Origin of the sequence: Granulosicoccus antarcticus IMCC3135 (genome assembly GCF_002215215.1) — a bacterium.
GTDB classification, from domain to species: Bacteria; Pseudomonadota; Gammaproteobacteria; order Granulosicoccales; family Granulosicoccaceae; genus Granulosicoccus; species Granulosicoccus antarcticus.
On record NZ_CP018632.1, the window covers coordinates 5,752,368 to 5,778,644 of the forward strand.

The following is a 26,277-nucleotide window of genomic DNA, read 5'->3' on the forward strand; positions in this document are numbered from 1 at the left end:
TTTCAGTTTGTTCCAGTTTGCCCCGTGACTGGAGCAGTTGAGACTCTTAAAGTCAGGCTAGTTACTAACGAGCGCGAACGAAAATGCATGCCCCGTCCCAACAGTTGCCCAGTCTGAGTAATGAATCCCTGATGCCTGCTCATGGCGTCATTGCCATCAATGAGTTTGGTGAATCGGTCGAAGCCTTTATACCCGGCGAGCTGCCTTTGACTATTCAGGTCGATGGCATGGAGGTGGTCACTCTGATGACACTCGGTACTCAGCCAGAGGCTCTGACCCTCGGTTATATCCGTAATCAAAAACTGATCGAAGATGTATCACTGATCAAATCCGTGATCGTGGATTGGGACCGGGAGCTGGTCGAGGTCACCACCCACGCAGGCACAGGTATCGCAGACTGGCAAGAGAAGATGAAGCGACGCATCGTGACCAGTGGTTGCGGGCAAGGCACTATTTTCAGCTGTACCGTCGACAAATTGTACGAGGTAAAGTTGAAAACACCCGCTTTGAAACAATCAGAAATCTATACGCTGATCAAGAACGTCAGCCAGCTTAATGATGTCTACCGCGTGTCCGGAGCCGTACATGGTTGCGGCCTGTGCACAGCGACCAACTCAATCATGCATATCGAGGATGTAGGTCGCCACAATGCCGCCGATGCCATTGCCGGACGAATGTGGCTGGAAAATCTGGACGGTGCTGACAAGATCTTCTACACCACCGGTCGACTGACCTCGGAAATCGTCATGAAAACCGCCTTCATGGGGATTCCGACCCTGCTTTCTCGTTCGGGCGTCACCAATATGGGCCTGGAGTTGGCACAGGAAATCGGCATGACCATCATTGCCAGGGCCAAAGGCAGGCATTTCATGATTTATAACGGCCAGGAGCACATGGAGTTCGATGCCATTCCGGCTGAACGTCGTGTTGCACCTCCCACCAAAGGCATGCGCGATCTGGACTGACACCTCCCGCTGATGAGCTTTCCTGCAGACAAAGTGCTGACAAACGGTTCGGACGAACCGCGCCCGGATCCGAACGCCTCGGCATTCCTGACTGTGCCGCAGCTGGCCGAACTGCTTCATGTCAACGAGAAAAAGATCTACCAGTTAGCGGGGGTCGGTGAAATTCCCGGTACCAAAGTCACAGGCAAGTGGATTTTCCCTCGCCGTTTGATAGAAGACTGGTTACTCGAAAATAGTCACGGTGGCGTCATGCATGATCGCCTGCTGATTAATGGCAGCGATGATCAGCTGGTGTACGGCCTGTGCAATAGAGCAGCACTTGACTGGCAGCAAAGTGCGCTTGTGAGCTACAGCCCGACGGGCACCAGACACGGCTTGCGCATGCTGGATACCGGACGTGCCGATGCCTGCTTCATCAACTGGGGGGCCAGTGAAGCCAGCGCCCGTCGCCACATGGGCCTGTTACGTCGCTATCGCAACCATCAAAGCTGGGTCATCGTGCGCTGCCTGCAACGTGTTCAGGGCTTGATTATCACCCCATCGCTGGAACAAAGACTGGACATGTCTGCAAGCGATACGCTATCAAAGCTGATACTTGATCCGCAATTGCGATGGGCAGTACGGCAGGACGATTCAGGCAGCAAACGCCTGCTGGAGGACTGGTGCGCCATGGAAGGAAAATGCATCACTACCCTCCGCCTTTGCACCCCTTGTGATAGCGAGCGCAGCGCAGCAGCAGCCCTCAACCGGGGCGATGCGGATATCTGCTGCGGCGTCAAGAGCACAGCCCTCGACTTCGGTCTGTCTTTCCAGCCAATCGCCGACATATCGCTGGATCTGGTCATGAGCCGAAAGACATATTTTCGGACACTGATGCAGGACTTCATCACACGCATGCAGGACACCGAAGCACATACCATCGCCAGCAAACTGGGTGGCTATACCATTCTGCCCTCAGCACAGCTGATAACCATCGACTAAGACTCAGTTCCGCTGGACTCAGTTCGGCTGGTTCTTCACCCACTCATTCATTGATTGACCGCTAATTGGGCGTTGACGGCGTGGTCATGCAATTCAGCAAGTGCACCCGATCTACCCGATTTTGCAGTGGATTGCAGGGTTCGGTCATACATGCGCAGCACCTGCTCCTGTCGCAGCGTCAGTGCCGTCAGTTTCTCCGTAGAATCAATGCCCAGCTCGCGACGCATCTCCTGTCTTCGCAAGGCACTGCTCCTGTAGGCAATAAACGTATCCACCTTGCGTGGAGAATCCAGCGTCGCATCTTTGGCATACAGTGTCGTGTAGCCAATGCACGGCAACTCGCCTGCTTCGATGTTCTGATGCAGTTTTTCGTCATCCAGCAAGCCGACAAAGACACGTTCATCGAATTGCTCTTCGTTGACATTTCTATCGAAAAAGAGACTGATCAGTGTTTCCCGTTCGGTTGAGTCCAGCCCGAACTCATGAGCAAGGATGGCCAGATTCTGGGTAGCGTACATATCCTGATACATCAAGACGGTCTCCAGAATGGCGCAACCTGCCTGTAGCCGAACGGCATTGACATGATGAGGCCTGCTTGCGTATTCAGGGTCCGCACTGGTTTTGATCTCAATCAGCAAGCGTTCAACCAACGGCCTTACGATGGAGCCACGATCGCGCTCAGCCCAGTAGATCCGAGCACCACTGTGCCTCCAGTGTCCGGACATGAGTTCAGGATCACGGATGCCTTCCTCGATCGATATAACGGTATCGAGTAATTTGATGACAATCCCGGCTAGCGTATAAGGGACTTCTGCTTCGGTCGCCTTGACGGTCATATCCGTAAAACGTCCGACATTGTATTGAGCCTGAGGCAACAACAGATGCGGTTGCTTCAAGGTCAGGTTTGCCTTGTTGGCACCGGCTGACAGCACGCTCGAATCGGTCAGCTCGGATACCATGGCAGCAATCGGGCCACCAAAGCGGAATTGAATCTTGCGCAAGGAATGACCATAACCCGTGACCCGCATGGAGCCATCTTCCACCACATCGTGCAACATGGCTAAAGTCACGATCAGCGGCTCCAGTGCGCGACCCAGCACCCGCTCTGCAATCGCAGAAATTCGAAAGGCATGAGCCGCCATACTGCTCAGAGACTTGCGACGACCTTTTTCCAGAGAGCGCATCATCTCCAGACTGGCAACATGGACCGCCTCGATGGAGTTGGGAGCTTCTGACACCGCAAAATATTCCATCACCGGCAAGTTGATATGGACTTCGTGTACCGCCTTGCCGCGTCGTCCGGACAAGCGCTCGCGTTTGGCAGGATCACGTAGCGCATCACGTACGGCCATCAGCAGCGTATTGCGCAAGGGCTCACGCAGTGCGTAATGATCCACACCCGGCAACTTGAATGCCTTGATGGTCAGCTTGTAGTGTTTTTCCATCGCCGGACGTTCAGGGAAGTCGGCGCTGCAATCGATGCCCGCAGCCTCCAGTTCCCGGCTCTGATCCCGGTCCATGAAACTGATGACCCTGTCGCCCGCTGCACGTGCAACCAACCGCAGGCGACTTGCCTGGATGGCAGCAACCGCCGTCGCGATTTCCGGACTCGGCGGTTCTGGAATTTCCAGGCCCGCATCGACCGATTCGTTAAACAAAGCCAGATACTCAGCCAGAGTGATCACCAGCTTGCCAACGGTATCGCCAAACCAGGTAAAAACATAGGTGTCGTCCACGATCTCGTGATCGTGCGAAGAAAATGCACTGTAGCGGTGCGACTTGCCGTAGGAATCCTGCAGCATGGTAGCCACGATCAGATCGTGCGTCATGGTGCGCGTGCCGTTCCCGTGGCTGCCGTACAACCGCACGCCAAGCAGCATATTGGCCGCTAGCACTGCCTGGTGAATGATCGGCTCCAGCTTGGGAAGTCGATTGGAATTGATCATGCGGCGCGAACCCGCTATACGAATATCCAGAGTTTCAGGCTTGATGGTTTCGGGATCGATATCCTGCTTCGCAAACAACTCTGCCGCAAGCAAGTCGCGACCGCGTTGAGTCTCGAACAATCGCACCGGCAGGGAGGAAAGGGGGACAAGGTGCTCAACTTCCTTGGCGATCCATTCCCTGGACAAGGTACCGGCCAGCACACGTTCCATATCGGACGTGCCGGCCAGGACACCATAGGCCCTGACGAGTTTGACTAAATCAGTGAGCGGATAAGCACGCGCCACGTTATTGTATTTCCGAAAATGTTCTGGCTTGGTTAAGAATAGCAATACAGCGCCAGTTTGAAACTGAACTTGAACCTGCCAGCCGGACGGTAATGTTCCCGCTATCCAAACAACTGATCAAGCAGCCAGAAAACACTCGATCAGATCACTAAATTATGCCGGATGAAACTAGTAGAGCACGTAATACCAGCTTTACCATGTGTCCTCTGGTTAACTAATGTTAAGTCACATTGCCAACCCCTGGCAGTACTAGTTCGAACGCACTTCCTGCGCCAAGTTCCGAACGAACCTGAATATCGCCTCCAAAGCGTCTTACAATGCCATAACTGACCGACAGACCCAAGCCCGTTCCGCTGGCTTTTCCGCTAGTAAAGAAAGGATCGAACACCCGTGGCAAATCTGCAGGACTGATACCACACCCCGAGTCTCTGACTTCGATACTGACAAGATCGGCCGCCGCGTCGCAAGTGTGTATTGATATCTGTCCGCCCTCGCCTATTGCCTGAATGGCATTGCCAAACAGATTGACCAGAACCTGTTGCAATTCCTGCCGGTCAATCATTGCTGCCAGGCTTGCACGATGATCTTGCGTCACGATGATGCGACGGCCATCCAGCTCATGCGCCAGAACCGTTAATGAGTCTTCCACAATCGAGGGCAATCCAACCGGCACCCGCTTGGGTTGATCAGGCACCGGTTGATATTCATCCGACAGAGCCGTGTGTGGCTGATCAGCGCGAGAATACTGCAGCAGACGGTCGGTAATCGAACGAATACGAAACACCTGCTCGAAAATGAGATCAATCTCGGTTTGTACCTGCTCGCACCCCTCTCCCAGATCAGCGACCAGGACATCCATGTTGCCCAGGATAACGGCTGTCGGATTATTGATTTCATGAGCGACACCCGCTGTTAGTTCACCCAGAGCCGCAAGCTTTTCGGCATTGGCCAGCTGCAAGCGGGTTTGCTGCAACAGATCAATGGAGTTCTGCAACTTCTTGTTCTGCCGTTCCAGTTCTGCGGTACGGTGCTGGACCTTGTCTTCCAGCATGGCGGCATCTTGTTCAATCTGCTGACGGTTCGAGTCCAGCGCATCCAGCATCGAGTCAAACTGGGTGGCCAGCTCGCCAATTTCACTCCCCTGCGAGATGCGTCCAATACGCCGATGCTCCCCGGCTGCCGTTGCCCGCACAACCGACGTCATGGTTTCAATCGGAGTAAAGATACTACGGGCCCCCTGGATAGCAGCGACTCCAGCCAGCAGACTGCCAGCAATCACGAGCACTGAGAGCACCGCAATCGCAGTCAGCAATTCGGATCGTAACGGGGCTTCCAGATAGCCGGCATAGAGCATTCCCACCCGTTGAGCACTGACATCCAGGATTGGCCGGTAGGCAGATATATACCAGTCGTTGACGACGAAGGCTCGATCCACCCATTGTTCACCGCGCGTCAGCACAGCATCGAAAACCTCGCGTGAAACCCGCGTCCCCAGGGCGCGGGTATCATCCATGGAAGGTACATTGGTACTTATCCTGACATCATCGATAAACAGCGTCACGGTACCCCGACTACCCCGCATCAGACTGCCAGGACCATAGACAAGGTCTCGTATTCTGTCGACGAAATCGAAGTTGCGATTAAGTAGTATTCCGCCTTCGAGCACTGCAATTCGCCGCCCTTGCATATCCACCACACGTTGCAGCGTTCGAATAAGCATCGCACGCTCTTCTTCCACCCGGCGGGTCGGCACTGCTCTGGCGGTCGGCACCAGTGGCAGCACGATGCGCGAGGCATCCAGGCCGGATACAAGCTGCCAGTCTTCGGGCTGATACACCTCTATACCAACAACGCCCGCTGGCAACTCGCTGGCGCTCGCAGATGACAGAATCTGCTCACTCGTAGGGCTCTGATGCAACCAAGCCTCTGACCAGCCAGTCGGTGTGAGAAGCTGGCGTCCATCCTCGGACCAGGCTCGCAGGAAGTCGAAACCCGCCTGTTCTTGCTGCTGTTCCAACAGCGCTATGACATCCGGAGCAGAACCTGTCGCCAGCGTATTGGCCAGCACGGCACTGTTTGCCAGGGATAACAGTTCACGCTTTGCATCTTCCTGCAGGCGTTCGAAATTTTCAGCGGACACCTGCAGGTCGGCATGCACTCTGGCAAACAGCTGCTCGTAGGTGTAGTTGCTGGACCACTTGGTCGCCAGCAAGATAACCGTGCCACATAGCAGCAGCAGTGGTACCAGTACCAGAGCCAACAGGCGATATCGCAGCGCATAGAAACGCGGAGTTCTGGAAAAACGCAATATGGCTGCCACCCAGCTCATCAAAACGCTATTTTCCTGTTGCGCCATACCAGAGCGCCTGTTTGCGCTCCAGGGTCTTGCGCGAGACACCCAGCCGACGAGCTGCTGCCGACTTGTTATTGTCGAACGATGCCAGCACCGCTTCAATATGGGCTCGCTCAACCTGCTCCAGACTCCACTCCAATGAGTAACCGGGCCCCACATCAGCAGACTCCTGAAGCGTCTTGTTCAAACTCTCCAATGGCAGTTCACCCAACAGTAAAGTACGCTCGACCAGGTTCCTTAGCTCGCGCACATTACCAGGCCAGTGGTATGCAAATAATTGCTCCCAATCGGTATGCAACAACTGGACAGGTGCCAGGCGCAGCTCAGAGGCCAGCTGCTCCATGAAGTGCTGAACCAATAGCTCTATATCACGACCACGCTCCCGCAAAGGCGGCACATCCAGCGGCATCGCATTGAGGCGATAGAAAAGATCGGTACGAAACGCACCACTTGCACCGAGTTCATCCAGGTCGCATGAAGTCGCCGCAATGATCCGTACATCCACAGGAAACTCCCGCGCACTGCCAACAGGACGGATGACCCCTCGTTCCAGCACACCCAGCATCTTGGCCTGCACCGGTTCGGGCAAACGCCCAATTTCATCAAGAAACAGAGTTCCCTTGTCAGCATGGGCAATCAGTCCATCACGCGTCTGCTCGGCACCGGCAAAGGCTCCCTTGATATGACCGAACAACTCGCTATCAATGCGCTCTTCATTCAGAGTTCCGCAGTTCAGAGAAATGAAGGCACCACTGCGGCGGCTGAGCTGATGCAGTGACTTGGCAACCAGGGCTTTACCAACACCGGTCTCACCCCGGATTAGTACGCTCGTCCGAGTTGTGGCGACCCGTTGTACCAGCGCGAAGACCTTACGCATGGCGGGACTCTCCCCGACCACGCCTTCATCATGCTGCATCTGCTCCACCTGCAGACGTAACAACGAGTTTTCACGCAGAATCTGTCGCCGCATCAAGGTGCGACGCATCGACAACAGAATCTGCTCAGTGCGAAAGGGCTTCATGATGAAATCATCAGCACCGTTTCTCAACGCTGCAATAGCCATATCCAGATCGGCAAAGGCAGTCATATAGATGACGTGTGTTCTGACACCTCGTTCACGCAACTTTTCCATCCATTCCAACCCGGACAATCCGGGTAGACGAATATCCACCATCAGCAAATCAAAGTGATAGCGCAGACGCAAGGCCTCGGCCTCCTCCGCGCTGCCAGCTACTTCAAGCAGGGCGCAGCGATTTTCAAGCGAGCGCTTCAGAAAATTGCGCATGCCAGGCTCATCATCGACCACCAGAATCGCCGCCGAACGCAGCAGACGATTGAATTCCAGCTCAACCGTACCCTCAGCTTTTTGCCCATCGTGCAGCGGCATGATCATGGACGCTCAGACTTTTTCTTCTGTGCCTTGCGGGCAAAGTCGCACAAATCTTCAATCAGGCAACTATCGCACTTTGGCGTTCTGGCTACACACACATAACGGCCATGCAACAGCAACCAATGATGCGCGTCCAGCAAATAGTCTCGCGGCACCATTCGCATCAACTTGCGTTCAACCTCCAATACCGTTTTGCCCGGCGCCAGACCGGTTCGGTTGGATACACGAAAAATATGCGTATCAACCGCCATGGCCAGCTCGCCGAAGGCGGTGTTGAGAACGACATTGGCTGTCTTGCGACCAACCCCAGGCAAAGCCTCGAGTGCTTCTCGCTGACGCGGTACTTCACCCCCATGCTGCTCACACAACATCTGACAGGCAGCGATGACATTGCGTGCTTTCGTATTGAACAACCCGATGGTGCGAATATAGGGCGTGAGGCCTTCCACACCCAGCTGCAGCAGCGTTCCCGGAGTATTGGCAACCGGAAAAAGCAATGCCGTGGCCTTGTTGACACTGACATCGGTAGCCTGCGCAGACAAAATGACGGCGATCAGCAATTCGAACGCAGAGGAATAGTTCAACTCAGTTTGAGGTTTCGGGTTTGCCTCCTTGAAACGCCGGAACATTTCGCTGCGCTTTTCTTGATTCATGATACTTCCGTATTTCGATGTAACAGTGGTGTCAAAGAGTCCGACTGCCCGGGTAACCTATAAAATCTTGCGTGCATTCATGACAAATCAATACGTATTAAGCGGCTATGATGACTTATTCGTGCAGGAGGCGCTGCTGTGAAATTAGTGAATGAATTGCACTACAAGCAACAAGTAGGATCACTTCAACTCTGTCAACGACAGACGGTCACCTTCGGCGACAGTTTACTGTCAATCCGTTGTTCGCTCCTCTTTGCCCAGTGCATTAGCGTGTAGCAAAACATAAGGTAGCCCGTTCGTTATGCAAAAACCGCCAATCCCGCCAGTACCATCTGGCCCAGGATACGAGCGAATAAAGGATGCTTTGGAGAATGTACTGGCTTCAGAGAAATTCCTGTCAGCTCCACAGATGTCCGCATTTCTGCGCTACGTCGTGGTCCAGGCAGCCACGGGTAACAAAAGCAGAATAAAGGCCTACACAGTTGCGGTGGATGCGCTGGGCAAGCCAGAGACATTCGACCCTCAGAATGATCCGGTTGTCAGAGTGCTCGCAGGCCGCCTCAGATCGACGCTGAGCTCATTCTACGAACTGCACCCAGACGCCGACATCATGATAGAGATGAAGCCAGGCTCCTACGTCCCTAACTTCATCCTCAAGGATTCCAACAAGCCGTCGGCGATCGACGAGCAACTATCTGATTCGGGTAATGAGACAAGCTCAACTGTCGAAGGCTCACCCTCCGGAACCACAACGTTATCAGTGGGCCCGGCTCACGCTGCCAACAATCAATGGGCCGCCAATACTGGCAATGAAGACCGGGGGACTGGCAGGCATGCAAACCACGGTTTTCAACAGGCAGGTCTCAGCACGGAACATCAACGCTATGCAGGCTCGACCGGCAGCAGCTTTTTCACACTGCTCTCATTTTTTGGCAAATACCGGAAACTGAGTACCGCAGCGGCACTCGTTTGTGCCGTTCTGATCGGCATGTATATGGGCGACGAGCTGGAAAAAAGCACGGAACCAGCCATGCTGGCAAGCCACCTGCTGCAGGAGCCTGCCAATACTGCAACGGACAACATGCGGCCTCGATCAGACGTCTTGTCCCTGTTTGTCAGCGCCATGGCACCGGCCGAATCACTGGCAAGTCAATTGAATGCCATGATGAGTAGCGTGTTCTCGGAGTCGGACAACGTGCGTGTGTATCGAATGCTGCGCTCGACTCAGACGCAACAGTTCTGGCCCGAGGATTACATCATGTCTTTGAATGTGCTGCCACTGACAGAGGAAACTCAGATAAGCATCCAGCTGGTTGATGCACAGACCGGACGGATCACCCATACCGAAACCGTTCACCTGAGTGCTGATGCGCCCAAAGGTCTGAGCAGTGCAGATCTGAAAATTCTCACTGATTTCTCACGACATCTGATCAGTGCAGACGGGCCCTTGAGCCTGGATTACGAAAGCAAGCTCAAGAACTAATGGGGCATCTGATCGCAGTGTTGGCACTATGTTTCAGAGGCGGCGGTGTAGCCACGTCGATACCGCACTCGCGACTGGCAATTACGGCTGCCATATGCAGCAATCGGGAATCACTGACAAACTGTTCAAACGTTGCACAATCAGTTAGTCCGGGTTCGCCTCTCTGAAGGACAGGCTTGCCACCCAGCTTGACCAGATTTTGGTCAAGTACAGGAGAACCGATCACATGTTCAAGGTAGGTTCGGTACAAATCCATGAAGTTGACCAGACGCATCATGCCCAGATCAGGCTCATGTTCGCACGCCGTTTCAATGATATTCATCATCATGCTGACCACGGTTTTGGCGCTGTTCTCAGACAGGGCAATGGTACCGAGCGTCTCGAAGGTTTCTGTATTCATCAATTAACCACGTTCCCTAGTAAACGGCCAGACTTGCCGCGCGAGCTGAACTGTCTGGCGCCAGCATAGCCAGCTTCAGGCAACTATTGCGCGCGTACAGTCCGATTTCCCTGCTTGTTCACACTCTATCAATCAGCATTCTCTATCACTACTCAAATGTAACTGCTTCGACGGATAACTAGCCAGAAGTCAGTCTCCTCAATTCAATACGACGAGTTATTGGCAAGATCAGGATGAATTTCATCAGCGACCTCATCTGGATCAACCTCGTTCATCAACAGTACTTCACGTACGGCTTCAATGTCAGCCAATATTTGCTGCACCCGTCCCGGGTAATCGAATTCATTGACGTCATTCGCTTTCGGCATGTAACAAAATGCCGTTTTCAGAGCGAGCAGTGCTTGCTCATCCAATTTGCTCATTCACTCCTCCACGCTTTGAGGTGAATATTTCACTGAACTGCTCTGTATCAAAGGCAATCTGTTTACGCAGTAAAGCGAGTTCGTCAGGAGCTTCAGGATAGGCCCATGCACCATCGAGAACAACTTCGCCATTACTCAGGTGCACATCGTAATACCGTGCAGCTCCTTTCCAACGGCAGTTGTACGCGGTATCAGACACCTGCAATGTCGCGCCGGTAATTTCATTAATCGGCACATAGGTCACCGGAGTACGGTCGCCTTCGAGTAATCGAAGGGCATAGTCGGTTTCAATGACCACATGGTTGCCCCACAGAACCTCGACCACATCGTCAATGAAACGTGTGCTCAGATATCTGTCCGCCACGATTACCCGGTAGCTCTCTCGCATTCTGATCGTCATGAACCCTGTCTTGTTGCTAGTTAGTAACTGCGTAGTTGTCCGACCAATACACCCTGGAAACTGACGCGGCTCGCATCATACCGCATGGTTGCCATGGAACTGTTCTCCGGAATGAGCTCCACTATACCGTTACGGGTTTCACCCAGTCGCTTCAGAGTTGCTTCTTGTGCATCAATCAACGCAACCACGATATCTCCGGTCTGCGCTGTGTCCTGTTTTCGCAGAATGACTGTGTCACCGTCAAGGATACCGACATCCATCATCGACTCTCCTGTGACACGTAACGCATAACGGTCGGGGCCGATGAAAAAAGCCGCCAGATCCAGGTAATTCGCATCCTCGATGGCCTCAATCGGCTGACCTGCAGCAATGCGACCCAGCAGAGGAATGACAAAGTCACCACTAGTGAAATCATCTCTTTTCTCAGGTAGATCCATTGGCCCTTCCACATTGGATTCTGGCACCATATGTGTGAGTGATCCTACACTCGGGTTGATCGGCAGATGCTGAACGTTGGAAGGTCGATCCGGCATGGCCAACCCGACGATACGCAGCCCCCTCCAACCGTTACCATGCCGTTCCAGACGACCTTTGGCAATCAGCGACTGAACATACCGATGCACAGTTCCCTTCGACTTCAATCGCAGGTTACCTGCCAGCTCGGCAATGGTCGGTGCAACACCCTCAGCCCTGATATAGCGCTCTATTGCAGCCAGCACCCGTGCTTCAAGATGAGTGAGCGGGTTTGTGGGTTCCATAAACGTTCTCCAAAAGTACTCGGCAAGGATAGAGAACGTTCAGAGAAATTTCAACGGTTGACTGCCTGTTCCGCCGTTAACCTCATCAACAGTTTGCGGTATACAGTGGCGCAACCATGACTCAGCAACAAGATTATCTGAACCGGATCAAACCGGGACTCGAACTACCCTGGTGGTTTACCCGAGAAATACCTGCCTTGAATGAGGATTTCGAGCAACGCGTAGTCAGCTTGCCGCAGCATTCCCGGTGGCGCTCAACCCAGATCGAGGGCGTTGAGCTTCGTGTGCTGGAGTACATACCCGGTAGCAGACCACGCCTGACAGGTCAGATCCGGCTCAATGCCCTGCACTCTCCCGCCCTATTGGGAGATAACCCTGACCTGGAAGTTCTGGTCCAGCGCGGCGAACTGGAATCATCCATGGGTGTCTACCCGGCGGGACTGTATCTGCGTCTGCCTCTGACTGAAGATCACCATTTACAGGAACTGACCATTCGCTGCACAGATGCACCACAGATTTGCAATAGTGGGACATCGGTCGTACCCGAAGCGCTCGAAGATGCTCTGCTGTATGTCGCGGCAGGACAGATGCTGACCAGCGATACGGAGCAACGCCGGATTGCAACTGCCGACCCGACGCGCTGGTTACCCGGGCCTGCCGAGGGCACACGGGTATTGCCATTACATGGTCATGGCACAGGTAACGTCATGTTGATTCAATGGGATGAATCGACCCCTATCAAACCGCGCCTGGACCCGATGGGTGAGGAAGTGCTGGTGCTCAAAGGTAATCTGTATGATGATGAAGGGCATTATCCGGCAGGCAGCTGGATACGCAATCCGGTTGCCACCTGGCAATCCTGGCAGGCAGACAAAGGCACGGTGCTTTATTACAAAAACGGACATTTCACCACACCTGACGATATTCAGTGAGTGATGGCTACTATTACCGAGGCGCCCGCAGAGCTTGCCAGCTTTGTCAAGAAAAGCGCCGCAGAGCTAGGCTTGTCGCATTGCGCGATAACCGATACCCAACTTGACACTCATGAGACCCACCTGCTGAACTGGCTCGATGCCGGCTTCCATGGCGAAATGGACTATATGCAGCGTCATGGGACCCGCCGCTCGCGACCCGCTGACCTGCTACCCGGGACCATACGCATCATATCTGTACGCCTCGATTACTATCCGCCAGATAGTGCAGATGCCGAATCCGTACTGGCAGACCCCTCGCTCGGATACGTTTCGCGCTACGCCCTGGGTCGTGACTACCACAAGGTGCTTCGGAACCGACTGCAAAAGCTTGCACAATTGATCAGTGAGCAATACGGCGCCTTTGGCTATCGGGCATTTGTCGACAGCGCTCCAGTACTTGAAAAGGCGCTGGCAGAAAAAGCCGGCCTGGGCTGGATTGGCAAGCACAGCAATCTGCTTTCCAGCAAAGCAGGGAGCTGGTTTTTTCTGGGAGAGTTGTATACCGACTTGCCTCTACCGATAGATGAGCCACTGCCTCGCTCGCATTGTGGCAGCTGCTCGGCCTGCATTCAGGCCTGTCCAACTGATGCCATTGTTGCGCCTTATCGGGTTGATGCCAGACGCTGCATCTCGTATCTGACCATAGAGCTGAAGGGCACTATTCCGATTGAATTCAGAAAGGCCATGGGCAATCGCATCTACGGCTGCGATGACTGCCAGCTGGTCTGCCCGTTCAACAAATTCAGCAAGGATACTCTTGAGGAGGATTTCAACGTCCGCAACCAGTTGGACAGCCCCTCGTTGACGGCTTTGTTCCGCTGGTCTGAACAGGATTTCAAGTCACGCATGGCTGGCAGCCCGATCTACAGAATTGGCCACGAGAGCTGGATTCGCAATATTGCAATCGCTCTGGGCAATGCGCCTGCGACAACAGATGTCATTGCCGCGCTTGAGTCACGCAGCAACGATCCCTCTGAGATCATTCGTGAACATGTCACTTGGGCACTCCAGCAAACAGCCCTGACCCTATAGTGCTTTTTGCAGAAAGATGGCATGCCCGGTCGATTCATCCAGCGTGTAGGCCGTGAATCCGAAACGCTCATAGGAGCGTCGGGCCAGCTCATTGCCGGTCAGAACTTCAAGAGTGACCTTGCAAGCCCCGCGACTTCGCGCTTCATCTTCAATGAAGGACAACAAGCGCTGGCCAACACCTCGGCCGCGAGCATCAAAGACAACCGACAGATCATGAATATTGATCAGCGGTTTGCAGGCAAACGTGGACAGACTAGTGAAACAATTAGCCAGCGCGACTGGCTTGTCATCCTGCCGTCCAATCACGGAAAAGGCGCCGGGCATGCTGGCCAGAGTTTGCACCAGATTCTGCCGGGCATAATCACTTAATGCGGCCGCACCACCCATGGGGTCACGCGCGTAATCATCCAGTAGATCAATCACCGCTTCACAATCCCTGGCATCTTCCCACTGTGCGACGGAGAACGTGATTCCTTCTGACAGCAATTCGTATTCAGACATTGCAAACCTCTGCGTATGATCGATTCCTGCCAACCACTATAGCGTATGCAGTAAATAGCATTACGCAAATGTTGAACAAGGCTCCTGTGACTAGCGCTTTTTCGCCTGGGCATTGCGACTGCGCAAGTCATTCAAACGCTCACCGATACGAATCTCCAGCCCTCTTTCGACCGGCTCGTAGAACCTGACAGCCTCTATCGTATCTGGAAAATAATGCGCACCAGCAGCAAAGCCGTCAACTTCATCATGTGCATAACGATAGCCATCTCCATGCCCCAGTTCACCCATCAGTTTCGTGGGAGCATTGCGCAAACTCATGGGTACCGGCTGATTGCCGTTTTCCCTGACAAAGGCCATGGCCGATTTAAACGCCTTATAGACCGCGTTGCTCTTGGGTGCGCAGCTCATGAACACAATAGCGTGAGCAATGGCAAGTTCGCCTTCGGGACTGCCCAGCTTGGTGTAGGCATCCCAGGCATATTGAGCGTGCTGAAACGCGCGAGGGTCAGCATTTCCAATATCTTCCGATGCAAAGCGCAACACGCGCCTGGCAATATAACGCGGATCGCAGCCGCCATCGATCATGCGACAGAACCAATACAGAGCCGCGTCCGGATCCGAGCCACGCATCGATTTATGTAGCGCCGAAATCTGATCATAGAAATGATCTCCGCCTTTATCAAACTGACGAAATGAATCTCTGGTGACTTCCCGAATCACCGCCTCGTCAATGATGCGCGCCTCCCCTTCACGTCGCGCGCAATCGGCAGCCAGTTCAAGCAATACCAGTGCATGCCTGGCATCACCGTCAGCGGTGGCAGCAAGCAGGTCCCGGTATTGATCATCCATCTGTATATCAATCGCGCCAAGACCGCGTTCCACATCGCTCAAGGCACGATCGATAACGGCCCTTATATCCGTATTTTCAAGATGCTTCAGTACATACACACGAACTCGTGACAGTAATGCATTGTTGAGTTCGAACGAAGGGTTCTCCGTCGTTGCTCCCACAAAATACAAAGTACCATCCTCGATATGAGGTAAAAACGCGTCTTGCTGTGACTTGTTGAAGCGGTGTACCTCATCCACGAACAGCACACTGCGCTGCCCTTGCGTATCAAGCCGATCGCGGGCTTCCTTGACCTTGTCACGTATATCCTTGACGCCCGAGAGCACTGCAGACAGGCTCATGAAATGGGCGTCACAGTGACTGGCGATCATGCGTGCCAGAGTCGTCTTGCCGGTGCCCGGCGGCCCCCAGAACACCATGGAATGCAATCTGTTGTGTTCCAGCGCCTGCCTCAGAGTGCTATCCGCACTGAGCAGATGGGACTGGCCGGAAAATTCGGCCAGCGTCACTGGCCGCAATCTATCGGCTAACGGTCGTACCGAGTCGTCGGCACTGAACAATTGGCCACTAGTAGTCATTGAGACCTATCACATCGACACCATCGGGTACCTGGAACTCGAACAGGGCATTATCCAGCTTGACGCCTGCCTGAAAATCACTGAAACGTATCTGCGTGGCCTGCCCGAAATTGTCTCGCAACTCCATGGCCGCCAGCCCCGCCTCATTCATGCCAATGAATATTTGCTCAAAGTCGGATGTGTCGGATTTGGGTGTCAGCTCCAGCCAGTTTATGGCCTCGACAGCCCCCAGTTCGACAATATCGAAAGCGTCTTCAAGCGGTGCAGAGCGCATCAGCAAAACCAGTGGCGTGCCGGCGATGCGCTCATCGATAGCATTGACGGTTACCTGTTCCAGGTCCTTGTCATAAAGCCAGATACGTTCGCCATCAGCGACTATCTCTTGCGTCTCGGGAGTGATGTAGGACCAGATGAACCGACCCGGTCGCTTGAGCTTGATGGTGCCCGTACTAGTCTGCAGCGGAACTGAGTCGGCATCGTATTGGGTCTGCTCGAAATCTGCCTGGAAGGTTTCGACATCCTTGATAAAGCTGTCCAGCTGCTCCATGCCAATATCTGCCTGCACAGCGCGCACGGGTAAAAGCAGAATCAGTGTAACAATCACTGTCATCAACACGGCAGGTCGCCGATAGACGGATTGCAACTGACGGCCAAGCATAAAAATTGGGAGGTGCATGTAACAAATCCTGTTCGGGCTGCGCCGTTCGACTTCGGATGGTGAACGCTCAGTCTACCTTGACGACACTAACAGGCGGTTGTTCCCCTACCCGCTCGCCGGTAAGCCTTACCGTCAGCAATAATAGGGCTGATAATCGGCACTGCAAGGGACCATCAATGTCTGAGTCCAGGTGACTGCCCGAGAATAGCGATCGCTGGATCAGCCTATTCCCGGAGGGTCTCTTAGTGGTGACCGTGGGTCGGAGGCGGCGCCAGCACTTCACGAGTACCACTGGACGTTACCTGACTGACAACACCGGCTGACTCCATTTCTTCAACCATTCTGGCAGCCCGGTTATAGCCGATTTTCAAACGTCGCTGCACATAGGAGATGGAGGCCTTGCGAGATTCCAGAACAATACCGACCGCCTGATCGTACAGCGCATCCATTTCATCACCACCACCGTCGCCATCACCACCCGACAAGCCGGGTATCGACACTGTGTTTTCCTGCAGAATTTCTTCGATATAGTTAGGCTCACCCGTCAGTTTGATATGTGCAACGACATTCTGCACCTCGTGATCATCGACAAAGGCGCCATGTACGCGCACGGGCAAAGCCGTACCCGGCGGCAGATAAAGCATGTCTCCATGACCCAACAGAGACTCGGCACCGCCCTGATCAAGGATGGTGCGTGAATCGATTTTGGATGACACCTGAAAGGCAATTCGTGTCGGTACATTCGCCTTGATCAAACCGGTAATGACATCGACCGAAGGGCGCTGAGTGGCCAGTATCAGATGGATACCTGCGGCTCGAGCCTTTTGCGCAATACGGGCAATCAGCTCTTCTGCCTTCTTGCCCACCTGCATCATCATATCGGCAAATTCGTCGACCACCACCACGATAAATGGCATTGGTTCCAGCGTTGGCGGCGCTGCCGACGGTGTCAGTGAAAGCTGCGGATCGTACAAAGGGTCGACAATCGGCGTGCCTGCCTTTATTGCATCATTGACCTTCTTGTTGTAGCCGGCAATGTTACGAACTTTCAGCGCTGCCATGACCGTATAGCGCCGTTCCATCTCGCCCACACACCAACGCAAGGCATTGGCAGCCTCTTTCATATCCGTAACAACCGGTGCCAGCAGATGCGGGATGCCATCATAGACATTCAATTCCAGCATCTTCGGATCAATCAGAATCAGTCGCACATCTTTCGCAGTGGCCTTGTATAGCAGGCTGATCAACATCGCGTTGACCGCTACAGATTTACCAGAACCGGTTGTACCAGCCACCAGCAAATGCGGCATACGCCCCAGATCCGCGGTGACTGATTCGCCACTGATGTCCTTGCCCAGTGCCAGTGTCAGAGGAGATTTCTTTTCGATGTACTGCGGCGATTGCAACATTTCGCTCAGCTGCACAATCTCTCGGTGATCGTTTGGCACCTCGATACCGATAGTAGATTTACCGGCGATGACTTCGACTACTCGCACACTGACCAGCGACATCGAGCGGGCAATATCCTGCGACAGGCCGGTAATGCGGCTCGCCTTGATACCGGGGGCCAACTGCATTTCGAAACGCGTAATGACGGGCCCCGGATGAACGGCAACCACTTCGACGGTAATGCGGAACTCGGCCAGCTTTTGTTCCAGCAAGCGTGACAGCGCTTCCAGGTCTTCTTCGGAAAAACCCGGTTGTTGTGGCTCCGGCGCATCCAGAAGAGATATTGGCGGCAAGTCTGTATCAGGTACATCCAGAAACAGCTTGGTTTGCTTGTGCTCTTCGACACGCGGTTTGATGGCGATTTTTTTCTTGCGCATCGGATCGACGGTGGGCAACACGGTCTCATGAGCAAGTGGTGCTGTTGTTACCGAGGCAACCTTGAGCTGCTCCGGGGTTACCGGTATATCCTCGACTTTCGGGCTTTTTCTGGCTCTGGGCTTGCTCGCAACAGGTGCTTCGGCAACGATCTGCTCTGGCGGGGCCTGATAGACCGGAGGCTCTATTGCATAGGGATCATTCAATAATGGATCAGCTTCACCCAGCAGTGGATCGGCCTCCCCTAACGATCTGTCCAGAGCATCCATGCGAGCACTGTGCGAGGGACCAGCCCTGTTGCTCCGGGCTGCTGCACTCTTGGCAGCTCCAGTAGCCACCTGAGTACCTGCCAGCGCTTTCTCTCGAGCAGTTGCCAATGCTGCCGCCAGACCTGTACGAGGTGGGTTCTCGGCATCGATATCCATCAGTGGATCAAGTTCAGGGACTCGAACCGGACGTTCCGGTGCGCGGCGCTCGGCTCTTTTGCGTTCCGGTGTACTTGCAACAGGTGCTTCTGCGGGCTGAGATCGCCGCCGGCTTGCCAGCGCAGCCTCACGTTCACGATGACGCAGATGCGCTTCGCGTGCACGATCTGCAGACCTGACTCTGGCCTGTTCGGCATGCGACTCCCCCATAGAGCGAAAGCCGCCCTTGAGCCTTTCGAAAAACCCAACGACTGCACCACCGAGCATTTCGATCAATTGCAACCACGAGGTGCCAAAGGCCAGCGTCAGACTGCTGAAAAATATGGCCAGTAGCAGCAAGGTGGTACCCAGATGATGCAGAAACCCCACCAGCCTCCAGGCAACCGCGGTTCCCAGAATGCCGCCGCCAAAGATATTGTCTGGCAAGGCTCCTTCTGGCACACCAAAATGCAAATCGGCCAAGCCACTGGCACTAGCCAGCATCAAAATGACACCGATCAGGCGAACAAAGGCAAAAGGACGGTAGGCATTGAGAACGCGACGCTCATCACGAAACAGTAACCAGCCACTGATACCCAGCACCAACGGCAACAGATACGCCATGTAGCCGAACAAGGATAAAGAGACATCTGCAAACCAGGCCCCTACCCTGCCGACGCTGTTTTGAATGGGCTCACCGCCGCCCGTGTGCGACCAGCCAGGGTCACTGGCATTGAAACTTGTCAGTGCCAGCAAGGCGATGAGGGCGGCAAACACACAGACAATGCCCCCTACCTCACGAAACAACCTGCCCATATGACCCAGTGTCCGGGTATCAGACAGGTGAGCGCTGGCTGCGGCGCGGGTGCTGGCAGCCGTTGGCTTGCCTTTGCCTTCCGCTTGCCCCGCTGTTCGTCGGGTAGCCGTAGCACGACGGCTGGCAACTCGACTTGCACTCTTGCTGCCATTGGCCTTGCGGGCAACGGGCGCTTTTTTGCGACGTGCCACTGCCGCGCGCTTTTTGGTAACTTGTGCCAAAAATACTTGTCCTGACTTTACCGAGAGTGAGGGCGTTGTGAAATCGCGATCCAATACCACATTAATGCTCGCCAGAACCAAAAGTGTAGCAGACGCCCGCGGCCACACCTGCCGCTATCGCTACGTTTACGGGTAGTATTCCCTTCCTGATTTCCTGTAACACTGACAGATAAACCAAAGACTCATGACTCAAACTCGTCATTGCAAACTGCTCATTCTGGGATCGGGACCTGCCGGTTACACCGCTGCCGTCTATGCGGCCAGAGCCAATCTGAATCCCGTACTGGTCGCTGGCATGGAGCCGGGTGGACAATTGACCACCACCACAGACGTCGATAACTGGCCCGCTGATGCACTCGGTGTGCAGGGACCAGAATTAATGGAGCGCTTCAAGCAACATGCCGAACGCTTCGAAACAGAAATCATCAGTGATCATATTCAGTCGGTGGATTTCTCCACCCGACCGTTACAACTAACAGGTGACACTGGTAGCTATACCTGTGATTCGCTGATTATTGCCACTGGTGCCAGTGCCATGTATCTGGGACTCCCATCTGAAGAGGCATTCAAGGGCCGCGGTGTATCAGCTTGCGCAACCTGCGACGGTTTTTTCTACCGCCAGAAGAAGGTGGCGGTAATCGGTGGCGGCAATACGGCGGTGGAAGAGGCCCTCTATTTATCCAATATCTGTAGCGAAGTGGTACTGGTACATCGTCGCGACTCACTGCGCGCAGAAAAAATCCTGCAAGATCGTCTATTCGAAAAAGAGCGTACCGGCAATATCCGCATCGTCTGGGACCATACGCTGGATGAAGTATTGGGTGACCAGTCAGGGGTGACCGGCATGCGTATTCGTCATACGGAGACTGGTGCGACCGAAGATATCGACTTGCTGGGTGTGTTCATTGCCATTGGGCACAGCCCCAATACCAGCCTCTTCACGGATCAGCTTGAAATGCAAGGCGGTTATCTGAGCGTACACGGAGGCAGTTCGGGTAATGCAACAGCGACCAGTGTAGCCGGTGTTTTTGCAGCAGGTGACGTTATGGATCATGTCTATCGCCAGGCAATCACATCTGCCGGTACTGGCTGCATGGCCGCACTGGATGCTGAACGTTTCCTGGAAGCCCTGCAGACAGCTTGAACAAGAACTGAGCTAGTCCGGCTCTCACATGCTGGTAACACTCGCCTCCGGCCGGGTGTTACCAGCACGTGAGTTATGCATGAAAAGCAAGACCCTGGCAAAAGCATGAACCTTCAGATAGAAGTACGCGATTCTTTGGCAGAGATCAGCAGCGAGAAGTGGAACGCTCTGTGTGAGGACGGTAATCCGTTCTTGCGCCACGAGTTTCTGCACACACTCGATGCAAGCGGCTGCCTGGGCGATGCAACCGGCTGGTATCCACGCTATTTTCTGTTGTGGTCCTCTGATGACGAATCGCGTGAACTGCTTGGCGCTGTCCCCGCGTATATCAAAACCAACTCGTATGGCGAGTTTGTCTTTGACTGGGCCTGGGCTGAAGCCTATGAACGCAATCAGATGGATTACTACCCCAAGCTGGTATCCAGCATCCCCTTCACCCCTGCAACCGGTCAACGACTACTGGTCCGTGCAGATCAACCCTATGAGCAAACCGTTCTGCTTATGGCAGGCGCTATACGACAGTTTGCCGAATCACAGCGTTTTTCCGGCGTGCATTACCTGTTTCTCACTGAACGTGAAAGCCGCTTGTTGTCAGCAAGAGAGCCGGCACCTGCCAGCCGTGAGCAAGAAAAACCAGCCGATGATGACACCGTTTCAGCATCGACAAACATCGCCGACGATCATCTGCGTCGCATCGATTGCCAATATCACTGGCACAACGACAGCTACTCGGATTTCGATGACTTTCTGTCTCGATGCACCTCTCGACGACGCAAGACCATTCGCAGAGAAAGACGCCATGTCAGTGATGCGGGCATACGCCTGGAACAACGCTCCGGAAGCTCGCTGAGCGATGCCGAATGGCACTGGGTGCACCAGTTTTATGCCTCTACATTCGATCGAAAATGGGGCAACCCCTCGTTAACGCAAGCATTTTTTGAAACCATCGGCGATAAAATGGGCGATCAGGTACTGATTGTATTTGCCTACGACGACTCGGATGAAGAGCCGGAATGGCCGGTCGCCTGTTCCATCATGTTTGTTGGCACTCATACCTTGTATGGCCGCTTCTGGGGCTGTCGCAAAGAATTCAACTCATTGCATTTTGAAGCCTGTTACTACCAGGGAATCGAATTCTGCATCGCCAGGGGAATTCAGAATTTCGAACCCGGAGCCCAGGGTGAGCACAAGATCACCCGTGGCTTTGTGCCATCCATTACTCACTCTGCACACTACATCCAGCACCCGGCGTTCCGTGATGCCATTGCCGCCTTCTTGTCTGAAGAGCGCCCCCACGTTGAACAAAGATGCGCCGGACTCACCAATTTGTTACCGTTCAAGGCTGAGACCCTCTCCCTGTAGCAACTTATGCCCATTCCGTTCCTGGCCCCGGATGACGATGTAACGCCGTTCCCAGCAACCTGCACCGCGTTAATCGAGCCCAACGGCTTGTTGATGGCGGGCGGCAACCTGAGTGAAAGACGTTTGCTGGCAGCTTATCGTGCGGGCGTATTTCCCTGGTTCGAGGCGGGCGAGCCTATTCTGTGGTGGTCTCCTGATCCACGCTGCGTAATCTGGCCTGACGATATAAAGATTTCGCGAAGCCTGGGCAAGACCATTCGCCAGGGCCGCTATGAAGTGACAGAAAACCTGGCGTACCGGGAAATCATGCGCCGCTGCGGCGCACCTCGCAAAGGCAGCTCAGGAACCTGGATCACCGATGAGATGATGGCTGCCTATTGCCATCTGAATACGCTCGGCATTGCCCATTCACTGGAAGTCTGGATGGGCCACCAACTGGTCGGTGGACTCTATGGAATCAGGATGGGTCGGGTATTTGTAGGCGAGTCCATGTTCTCAACCGAGCGCGATGCCTCCAAGGTGGCTCTCGCCCACCTGGCCACATCGGGCAAGTACAAGCTGATCGACTGTCAGTTGGAAACACCTCACCTGGCCAGCATGGGGGCAACCACCATCAAGCGAGAACATTACCTGCACCTGCTTAACGAGTATGGCGATTTTCCAGCCGAGTCCCACCTGCCTGAATCGCCGCGATCCTCTACGGCCTGATTACAGGCTCTCTCATACACTGCCGATCGCAAAAATACGACCGGCAGTGGCTGTCTGTCAGAGCTGGCCGACGACTCAGATATGCGCCAGAATGGCCGCTTTAACTGCTCCCAGCTCAGCTTCGACAGTCTGCACGGCTTCCTGACCTCGGATGGCAATATCCGGATCCTTGAGGCCATGACCTGTCAACGTACAAGTAATCAGACTGCCGGCTGGTATCAGTCCTGATTTGACATCCCGAAGCGCTCCACACAGCGAGACTGCGGACGCCGGCTCACAAAAAATACCTTCCTTGCGTGCCAGCAGAGCCTGCGTGGCAAGCAGCTCATCATCACTGACCTCGTCAAACCAGCCACCGGATTCATTGACAGCAGCCTGTGCCAAATCCCAGCTTTGCGGGTTACCGATACGGATGGCAGTTGCCAGAGTTTCCGGATTCTCGACGGGGGCACCCCGCATGAAGGGCGCTGAACCGTCAGCCTGGTAACCGACCATCACAGGTCGCTTGTCGGTCATCGCAGTATTCACATAGGGACAATTCTCTGCACCGCTGTAAAGAGTGCAAGAAGCCGTACTTTTTCCGCAAGCTTCGCTGTAACCGATCCAGTAAGCTGAAATATTGCCGGCATTGCCCACTGGAATACAGTGATAGTCAGGCGCACGCCCCAGTGCTTCAACGATTTCGAAGGCGCCGGTTTTCTGCCCCTGCAAACGATACGGGTTGATTGAATTGACAATAGCTACCGGTGCTTCACCCGCGACTTCCTTCACCAGACGCATGCCGTCATCAAAGTTACCCTTGATTTGCAGCACGACTGCACCGTGCGCTATCGCCTGAGCCAGCTTGCCCATTGCAATCTTGCCTTCGGGAATGAGTACGAAGGCAGTCATGCCGGCTCGAGCTGCATAAGCGGCGGCGGCGGCTGAAGTATTGCCCGTAGAGGCGCAAACGATGGCCTTTGCACCCTCCTCTGCAGCTTTGCTCACAGCCATGGTCATGCCACGATCCTTGAACGAGCCTGTCGGGTTCAGCCCTTCGTACTTGACGTAGATCTCGACATCAATACCCAGCTCACGCGGCAGATTGACGAGCCGAATGAGAGGCGTATCGCCTTCATTGAGCGAAATCACGGGCGTTTTGTCGCTGACAGGCAGGCGATCGCGATAGCGATCGATCAGCCCTGTGTAGTGGGCAGCGCGGTTTTGAGTTGCAGACATGATGAGTGACTCTGATACCGGACAGATCCGGTATTTTCTGTGTGAGTGACGATAGTTAGGGTAGCGGCAATATGACGGTTTTCAACGCACCTGCCAAGACAAGTTAGAGAGACTCCACGCGGATGCGGGTGACTGGCTGAGTAATCGTTGAAAGTGCCTCGATTCGCTCAATGGCTGTCTCGATCAAACCTTCTCGCACCCTGCGGGTCAGCAAGATAATCGGCACATTCGGCACCTCGATGGAGTCATCCGACAATTCACCAACCATCTCGGGCTCTTTCTGCAAAATGGCTTCGATACTGATACCCAGCTTGCCGAATATATCGGTAACCGTTGCCAGGACACCGGGTTGATCCAGAGCATGCAAGCGCAGGTAGTAGGCAGACTGATAGTTTGCCGTGTCGAGCATGACATGTGGTGTCAGTGCATCTGGCTGGAAGGCCAGTGTCGGTACACGGTGTGCTGGATCGGCATCCAGGCAGCGAACCGCATCGATAATGTCTGCCACCATGGCTGACCCGGTGGGCTCTGAGCCGGCACCGGCACCATAATACAAAGTGGGGCCGACGGCATCACCGTGCACCACGATCGCATTCATGACGCCATTGACATTGGCAAGCAGACGTCGCTCCGGTATCAGCGTCGGGTGCACACGCAACTCAACCCCTTCCTTGCGACGACGAGCCACTCCCAGATGCTTGATCCGGTATCCCAATTCTTCTGCAAACTCGACATCTTCACGTGTGATCTGACTGATCCCTTCGGTATAAACCGCATCGAACTGCAGAGGCATACCAAACGCAACCGATGCCATGATGGCCAGCTTATGCGCCGCATCGATGCCTTCAACATCAAATGTCGGGTCAGCTTCGGCATATCCCAGTTCTTGAGCTTCTGCCAGTACATCATCAAAGGTGCGTCCTTTTTCTGCCATTTCACTCAGGATGAAGTTACCTGTGCCATTGATGATACCGACCAGCCATTCGATTCGATTGGCTGTCAGACCTTCCCGTAAGGCCTTGATGATCGGTATGCCGCCAGCAACTGCAGATTCGAAGGCAATCGTTACGCCTTTTTCACTGGCAGCCCGGAACAGCTCATTACCATGCACGGCGATCAGCGCCTTGTTGGCCGTAATCACATGTTTGCCATTTGCGATGGCGCTATGCAGCAAAGACAGGGCGGGGTCATCGCCTCCCATGGCCTCGCACACAATATCAATATCCGGATCACTGACCAGGCTTTGAGCATCGGTGGTGATGTCAATACCCAGGTTCAGCGCTTCGGCTTTGGCCTTGTTGCGCACTGCTGCACGCGTCAGGCGAATGGACCGCCCGGTACGTCGCTCAATTTCAGCGGCGTTGCGAGTCAGGATATTGGCCACACCCTGCCCCACCGTGCCCAGTCCTAACAAGCCAATCGTTACCGGTTTCAAGAAAATCTCCTGCCTTTGATTGAGCCTTACAGGTGTTCACCCGGGCTCGGGACGACTATTATAACGTGATGAAAATGCATCTAGAGACTTCTGATCAAAACCTGATCAGCAATTATGGAAAGGGGGTGCTGGGTATCAACGGTCAGGACTTTCGTAGCAACATCCTGATAACCCGCACCCGGATAATAGAGGACTGGTTTTCCGGCGATCTGAAATCACTGACAATCGCTCATTTTGCGCCGATTCTCGACGACGTGGAAGCGGTACGCCCCGAGATTGTTTTACTGGGCTCCGGGCATCTGCACATATTCCCCGATTTTTCTCTGATCAGCGAACTTCGAGAACATGGCATCGCTCTGGAAGTGATGAACACTCGTGCAGCCTGTCGCACCTACAGTGTTCTGGTGAACGAATATCGACCGGTTGCTGCAGCGCTGATTCAGATTGAGGAGTGACTGGCACCCGTCAGACTGACCTGATACAAACAGAAACGGCGCTATAGAGCGCCGTTTTTG

Annotated in this window: 23 protein-coding genes; 9 read left to right on the plus strand and 14 right to left on the minus strand. The window is 54.2% G+C overall.

Going from position 1 to position 26,277, the window contains the following annotated elements:
• Window positions 1-83: 83 nt before the first annotated feature.
• Window positions 84-965: a formate dehydrogenase accessory sulfurtransferase FdhD gene (locus IMCC3135_RS24990; protein WP_088920070.1), complete on the plus strand. Its 882-nt coding sequence runs from the start codon at window positions 84-86 to the stop codon at window positions 963-965.
• Window positions 966-977: 12 nt separating this feature from the next.
• Entirely contained in the window at window positions 978-1,946 is a 969-nt protein-coding gene (locus IMCC3135_RS24995) for a helix-turn-helix transcriptional regulator (protein ID WP_088920071.1), read from the plus strand.
• A gap of 47 nt (window positions 1,947-1,993) precedes the next feature.
• Here IMCC3135_RS24995 and IMCC3135_RS25000 read toward each other — a convergent pair whose 3' ends face one another.
• The 4 genes from IMCC3135_RS25000 to nth form a co-directional block, all read right to left on the minus strand.
• Window positions 1,994-4,177 carry an HD domain-containing protein gene (locus tag IMCC3135_RS25000; protein WP_157736259.1) on the minus strand — a complete coding sequence of 728 codons (2,184 nt, stop codon included), beginning with the start codon at window positions 4,175-4,177 and terminating at the stop codon, window positions 1,994-1,996.
• A gap of 220 nt (window positions 4,178-4,397) precedes the next feature.
• Window positions 4,398-6,533, minus strand: coding sequence for a sensor histidine kinase (locus IMCC3135_RS25005; RefSeq protein ID WP_088920073.1), 2,136 nt, complete (start codon window positions 6,531-6,533; stop codon window positions 4,398-4,400).
• Window positions 6,514-7,923, minus strand: coding sequence for a sigma-54-dependent transcriptional regulator (locus IMCC3135_RS25010; protein WP_205737705.1), 1,410 nt, complete (start codon window positions 7,921-7,923; stop codon window positions 6,514-6,516). Before IMCC3135_RS25010 ends, IMCC3135_RS25005 begins: the two co-directional genes overlap by 20 nt.
• The gene (gene nth / locus IMCC3135_RS25015; protein ID WP_088920074.1) at window positions 7,920-8,573 is read right to left on the minus strand and encodes an endonuclease III; all 654 of its coding nucleotides are present in this window, start codon (window positions 8,571-8,573) and stop codon (window positions 7,920-7,922) included. The genes IMCC3135_RS25010 and nth overlap by 4 nt, the downstream gene beginning before the upstream one ends.
• Before the next feature lie 301 nt (window positions 8,574-8,874).
• On the opposite strand from nth, the gene IMCC3135_RS25020 reads away from it, so the two are divergent.
• The gene (locus IMCC3135_RS25020) at window positions 8,875-10,056 is read left to right on the plus strand and encodes a hypothetical protein (protein WP_157736260.1); all 1,182 of its coding nucleotides are present in this window, start codon (window positions 8,875-8,877) and stop codon (window positions 10,054-10,056) included.
• Here IMCC3135_RS25020 and IMCC3135_RS25025 read toward each other — a convergent pair.
• The 4 genes from IMCC3135_RS25025 to lexA all read right to left on the minus strand — a co-directional run bounded on the left by IMCC3135_RS25025 (window position 10,046) and on the right by lexA (window position 12,036).
• Window positions 10,046-10,456: a hypothetical protein gene (locus IMCC3135_RS25025; RefSeq protein ID WP_088920076.1), complete on the minus strand. Its 411-nt coding sequence runs from the start codon at window positions 10,454-10,456 to the stop codon at window positions 10,046-10,048. The genes IMCC3135_RS25020 and IMCC3135_RS25025 overlap by 11 nt on opposite strands.
• 203 nt (window positions 10,457-10,659) lie before the next feature.
• On the minus strand, window positions 10,660-10,878 hold the full coding sequence (locus IMCC3135_RS25030) for a penicillin-binding protein (RefSeq protein WP_088920077.1): 219 nt from the start codon (window positions 10,876-10,878) through the stop codon (window positions 10,660-10,662).
• Window positions 10,862-11,278 (minus strand): DUF427 domain-containing protein, encoded by a 417-nt coding sequence (locus IMCC3135_RS25035; RefSeq protein ID WP_088920078.1) that lies wholly within the window; start codon window positions 11,276-11,278, stop codon window positions 10,862-10,864. The genes IMCC3135_RS25030 and IMCC3135_RS25035 overlap by 17 nt, the downstream gene beginning before the upstream one ends.
• Window positions 11,279-11,298: 20 nt before the next feature.
• Complete coding sequence (gene lexA, locus IMCC3135_RS25040; protein ID WP_088920079.1) at window positions 11,299-12,036, minus strand: transcriptional repressor LexA; 738 nt, start codon at window positions 12,034-12,036, stop codon at window positions 11,299-11,301.
• 116 nt (window positions 12,037-12,152) lie between these two features.
• Here lexA and IMCC3135_RS25045 point away from each other — a divergent pair, with 116 nt between their 5' ends.
• The gene (locus IMCC3135_RS25045) at window positions 12,153-12,968 is read left to right on the plus strand and encodes a cupin domain-containing protein (protein ID WP_088920080.1); all 816 of its coding nucleotides are present in this window, start codon (window positions 12,153-12,155) and stop codon (window positions 12,966-12,968) included.
• 3 nt (window positions 12,969-12,971) lie between these two features.
• Window positions 12,972-14,042 carry a tRNA epoxyqueuosine(34) reductase QueG gene (gene queG, locus IMCC3135_RS25050; protein WP_088920081.1) on the plus strand — a complete coding sequence of 357 codons (1,071 nt, stop codon included), beginning with the start codon at window positions 12,972-12,974 and terminating at the stop codon, window positions 14,040-14,042.
• On the opposite strand, the gene IMCC3135_RS25055 is transcribed toward queG, so the two are convergent.
• The 4 genes from IMCC3135_RS25055 to IMCC3135_RS25070 all read right to left on the minus strand — a co-directional run bounded on the left by IMCC3135_RS25055 (window position 14,037) and on the right by IMCC3135_RS25070 (window position 19,895).
• Window positions 14,037-14,543 (minus strand): GNAT family N-acetyltransferase, encoded by a 507-nt coding sequence (locus IMCC3135_RS25055; RefSeq protein ID WP_088920082.1) that lies wholly within the window; start codon window positions 14,541-14,543, stop codon window positions 14,037-14,039. The genes queG and IMCC3135_RS25055 overlap by 6 nt on opposite strands.
• A gap of 90 nt (window positions 14,544-14,633) precedes the next feature.
• Window positions 14,634-15,971 carry a replication-associated recombination protein A gene (locus IMCC3135_RS25060; protein ID WP_088920083.1) on the minus strand — a complete coding sequence of 446 codons (1,338 nt, stop codon included), beginning with the start codon at window positions 15,969-15,971 and terminating at the stop codon, window positions 14,634-14,636.
• Window positions 15,961-16,647, minus strand: coding sequence for an outer membrane lipoprotein periplasmic chaperone LolA (lolA, locus tag IMCC3135_RS25065; protein WP_088920084.1), 687 nt, complete (start codon window positions 16,645-16,647; stop codon window positions 15,961-15,963). Before lolA ends, IMCC3135_RS25060 begins: the two co-directional genes overlap by 11 nt.
• A gap of 224 nt (window positions 16,648-16,871) precedes the next feature.
• The gene (locus tag IMCC3135_RS25070; RefSeq protein ID WP_205737706.1) at window positions 16,872-19,895 is read right to left on the minus strand and encodes a DNA translocase FtsK; all 3,024 of its coding nucleotides are present in this window, start codon (window positions 19,893-19,895) and stop codon (window positions 16,872-16,874) included.
• Window positions 19,896-20,079: 184 nt separating this feature from the next.
• On the opposite strand from IMCC3135_RS25070, the gene trxB reads away from it, so the two are divergent.
• From trxB to aat, 3 genes are all read left to right on the plus strand, one after another.
• Window positions 20,080-21,039, plus strand: coding sequence for a thioredoxin-disulfide reductase (gene trxB / locus IMCC3135_RS25075; RefSeq protein WP_088920085.1), 960 nt, complete (start codon window positions 20,080-20,082; stop codon window positions 21,037-21,039).
• A 105-nt stretch (window positions 21,040-21,144) separates the two neighbouring features.
• The gene (locus tag IMCC3135_RS25080; RefSeq protein ID WP_157736261.1) at window positions 21,145-22,401 is read left to right on the plus strand and encodes a GNAT family N-acetyltransferase; all 1,257 of its coding nucleotides are present in this window, start codon (window positions 21,145-21,147) and stop codon (window positions 22,399-22,401) included.
• A gap of 6 nt (window positions 22,402-22,407) precedes the next feature.
• Window positions 22,408-23,109 (plus strand): leucyl/phenylalanyl-tRNA--protein transferase, encoded by a 702-nt coding sequence (gene aat / locus IMCC3135_RS25085; RefSeq protein WP_088920087.1) that lies wholly within the window; start codon window positions 22,408-22,410, stop codon window positions 23,107-23,109.
• Between the two features lie 75 nt (window positions 23,110-23,184).
• On the opposite strand, the gene thrC is transcribed toward aat, so the two are convergent.
• Together thrC and IMCC3135_RS25095 are read right to left on the minus strand one after the other, a co-directional pair.
• Entirely contained in the window at window positions 23,185-24,327 is a 1,143-nt protein-coding gene (thrC, locus tag IMCC3135_RS25090; protein WP_088920088.1) for a threonine synthase, read from the minus strand.
• 103 nt (window positions 24,328-24,430) lie between these two features.
• On the minus strand, window positions 24,431-25,762 hold the full coding sequence (locus IMCC3135_RS25095; RefSeq protein ID WP_088920089.1) for a homoserine dehydrogenase: 1,332 nt from the start codon (window positions 25,760-25,762) through the stop codon (window positions 24,431-24,433).
• 68 nt (window positions 25,763-25,830) lie between these two features.
• Here IMCC3135_RS25095 and IMCC3135_RS25100 point away from each other — a divergent pair, with 68 nt between their 5' ends.
• The gene (locus IMCC3135_RS25100; RefSeq protein ID WP_088920090.1) at window positions 25,831-26,217 is read left to right on the plus strand and encodes an Mth938-like domain-containing protein; all 387 of its coding nucleotides are present in this window, start codon (window positions 25,831-25,833) and stop codon (window positions 26,215-26,217) included.
• Window positions 26,218-26,277: the final 60 nt, after the last annotated feature.

Bases quoted from the DNA above. Each gene is read 5' to 3' on its own strand.
- nth (WP_088920074.1), bottom strand. From the start codon at position 8,573: ATGAATCAAGAAAAGCGCAGCGAAATGTTCCGGCGTTTCAAGGAGGCA.
- aat (WP_088920087.1), top strand. From the start codon at position 22,408: ATGCCCATTCCGTTCCTGGCCCCGGATGACGATGTAACGCCGTTCCCA.
- IMCC3135_RS25045 (WP_088920080.1), top strand. From the start codon at position 12,153: ATGACTCAGCAACAAGATTATCTGAACCGGATCAAACCGGGACTCGAA.
- IMCC3135_RS25010 (WP_205737705.1), bottom strand. From the start codon at position 7,923: ATGATCATGCCGCTGCACGATGGGCAAAAAGCTGAGGGTACGGTTGAG.
- lexA (WP_088920079.1), bottom strand. From the start codon at position 12,036: ATGGAACCCACAAACCCGCTCACTCATCTTGAAGCACGGGTGCTGGCT.
- IMCC3135_RS25025 (WP_088920076.1), bottom strand. From the start codon at position 10,456: ATGAATACAGAAACCTTCGAGACGCTCGGTACCATTGCCCTGTCTGAG.
- IMCC3135_RS25060 (WP_088920083.1), bottom strand. From the start codon at position 15,971: ATGACTACTAGTGGCCAATTGTTCAGTGCCGACGACTCGGTACGACCG.
- IMCC3135_RS24990 (WP_088920070.1), top strand. From the start codon at position 84: ATGCATGCCCCGTCCCAACAGTTGCCCAGTCTGAGTAATGAATCCCTG.
- queG (WP_088920081.1), top strand. From the start codon at position 12,972: ATGGCTACTATTACCGAGGCGCCCGCAGAGCTTGCCAGCTTTGTCAAG.
- lolA (WP_088920084.1), bottom strand. From the start codon at position 16,647: ATGCACCTCCCAATTTTTATGCTTGGCCGTCAGTTGCAATCCGTCTAT.
- IMCC3135_RS25020 (WP_157736260.1), top strand. From the start codon at position 8,875: ATGCAAAAACCGCCAATCCCGCCAGTACCATCTGGCCCAGGATACGAG.
- IMCC3135_RS25055 (WP_088920082.1), bottom strand. From the start codon at position 14,543: ATGTCTGAATACGAATTGCTGTCAGAAGGAATCACGTTCTCCGTCGCA.
- IMCC3135_RS25005 (WP_088920073.1), bottom strand. From the start codon at position 6,533: ATGGCGCAACAGGAAAATAGCGTTTTGATGAGCTGGGTGGCAGCCATA.
- trxB (WP_088920085.1), top strand. From the start codon at position 20,080: ATGACTCAAACTCGTCATTGCAAACTGCTCATTCTGGGATCGGGACCT.
- IMCC3135_RS25080 (WP_157736261.1), top strand. From the start codon at position 21,145: ATGAACCTTCAGATAGAAGTACGCGATTCTTTGGCAGAGATCAGCAGC.
- IMCC3135_RS25100 (WP_088920090.1), top strand. From the start codon at position 25,831: ATGAAAATGCATCTAGAGACTTCTGATCAAAACCTGATCAGCAATTAT.
- IMCC3135_RS25030 (WP_088920077.1), bottom strand. From the start codon at position 10,878: ATGAGCAAATTGGATGAGCAAGCACTGCTCGCTCTGAAAACGGCATTT.
- thrC (WP_088920088.1), bottom strand. From the start codon at position 24,327: ATGTCTGCAACTCAAAACCGCGCTGCCCACTACACAGGGCTGATCGAT.
- IMCC3135_RS25035 (WP_088920078.1), bottom strand. From the start codon at position 11,278: ATGACGATCAGAATGCGAGAGAGCTACCGGGTAATCGTGGCGGACAGA.
- IMCC3135_RS24995 (WP_088920071.1), top strand. From the start codon at position 978: ATGAGCTTTCCTGCAGACAAAGTGCTGACAAACGGTTCGGACGAACCG.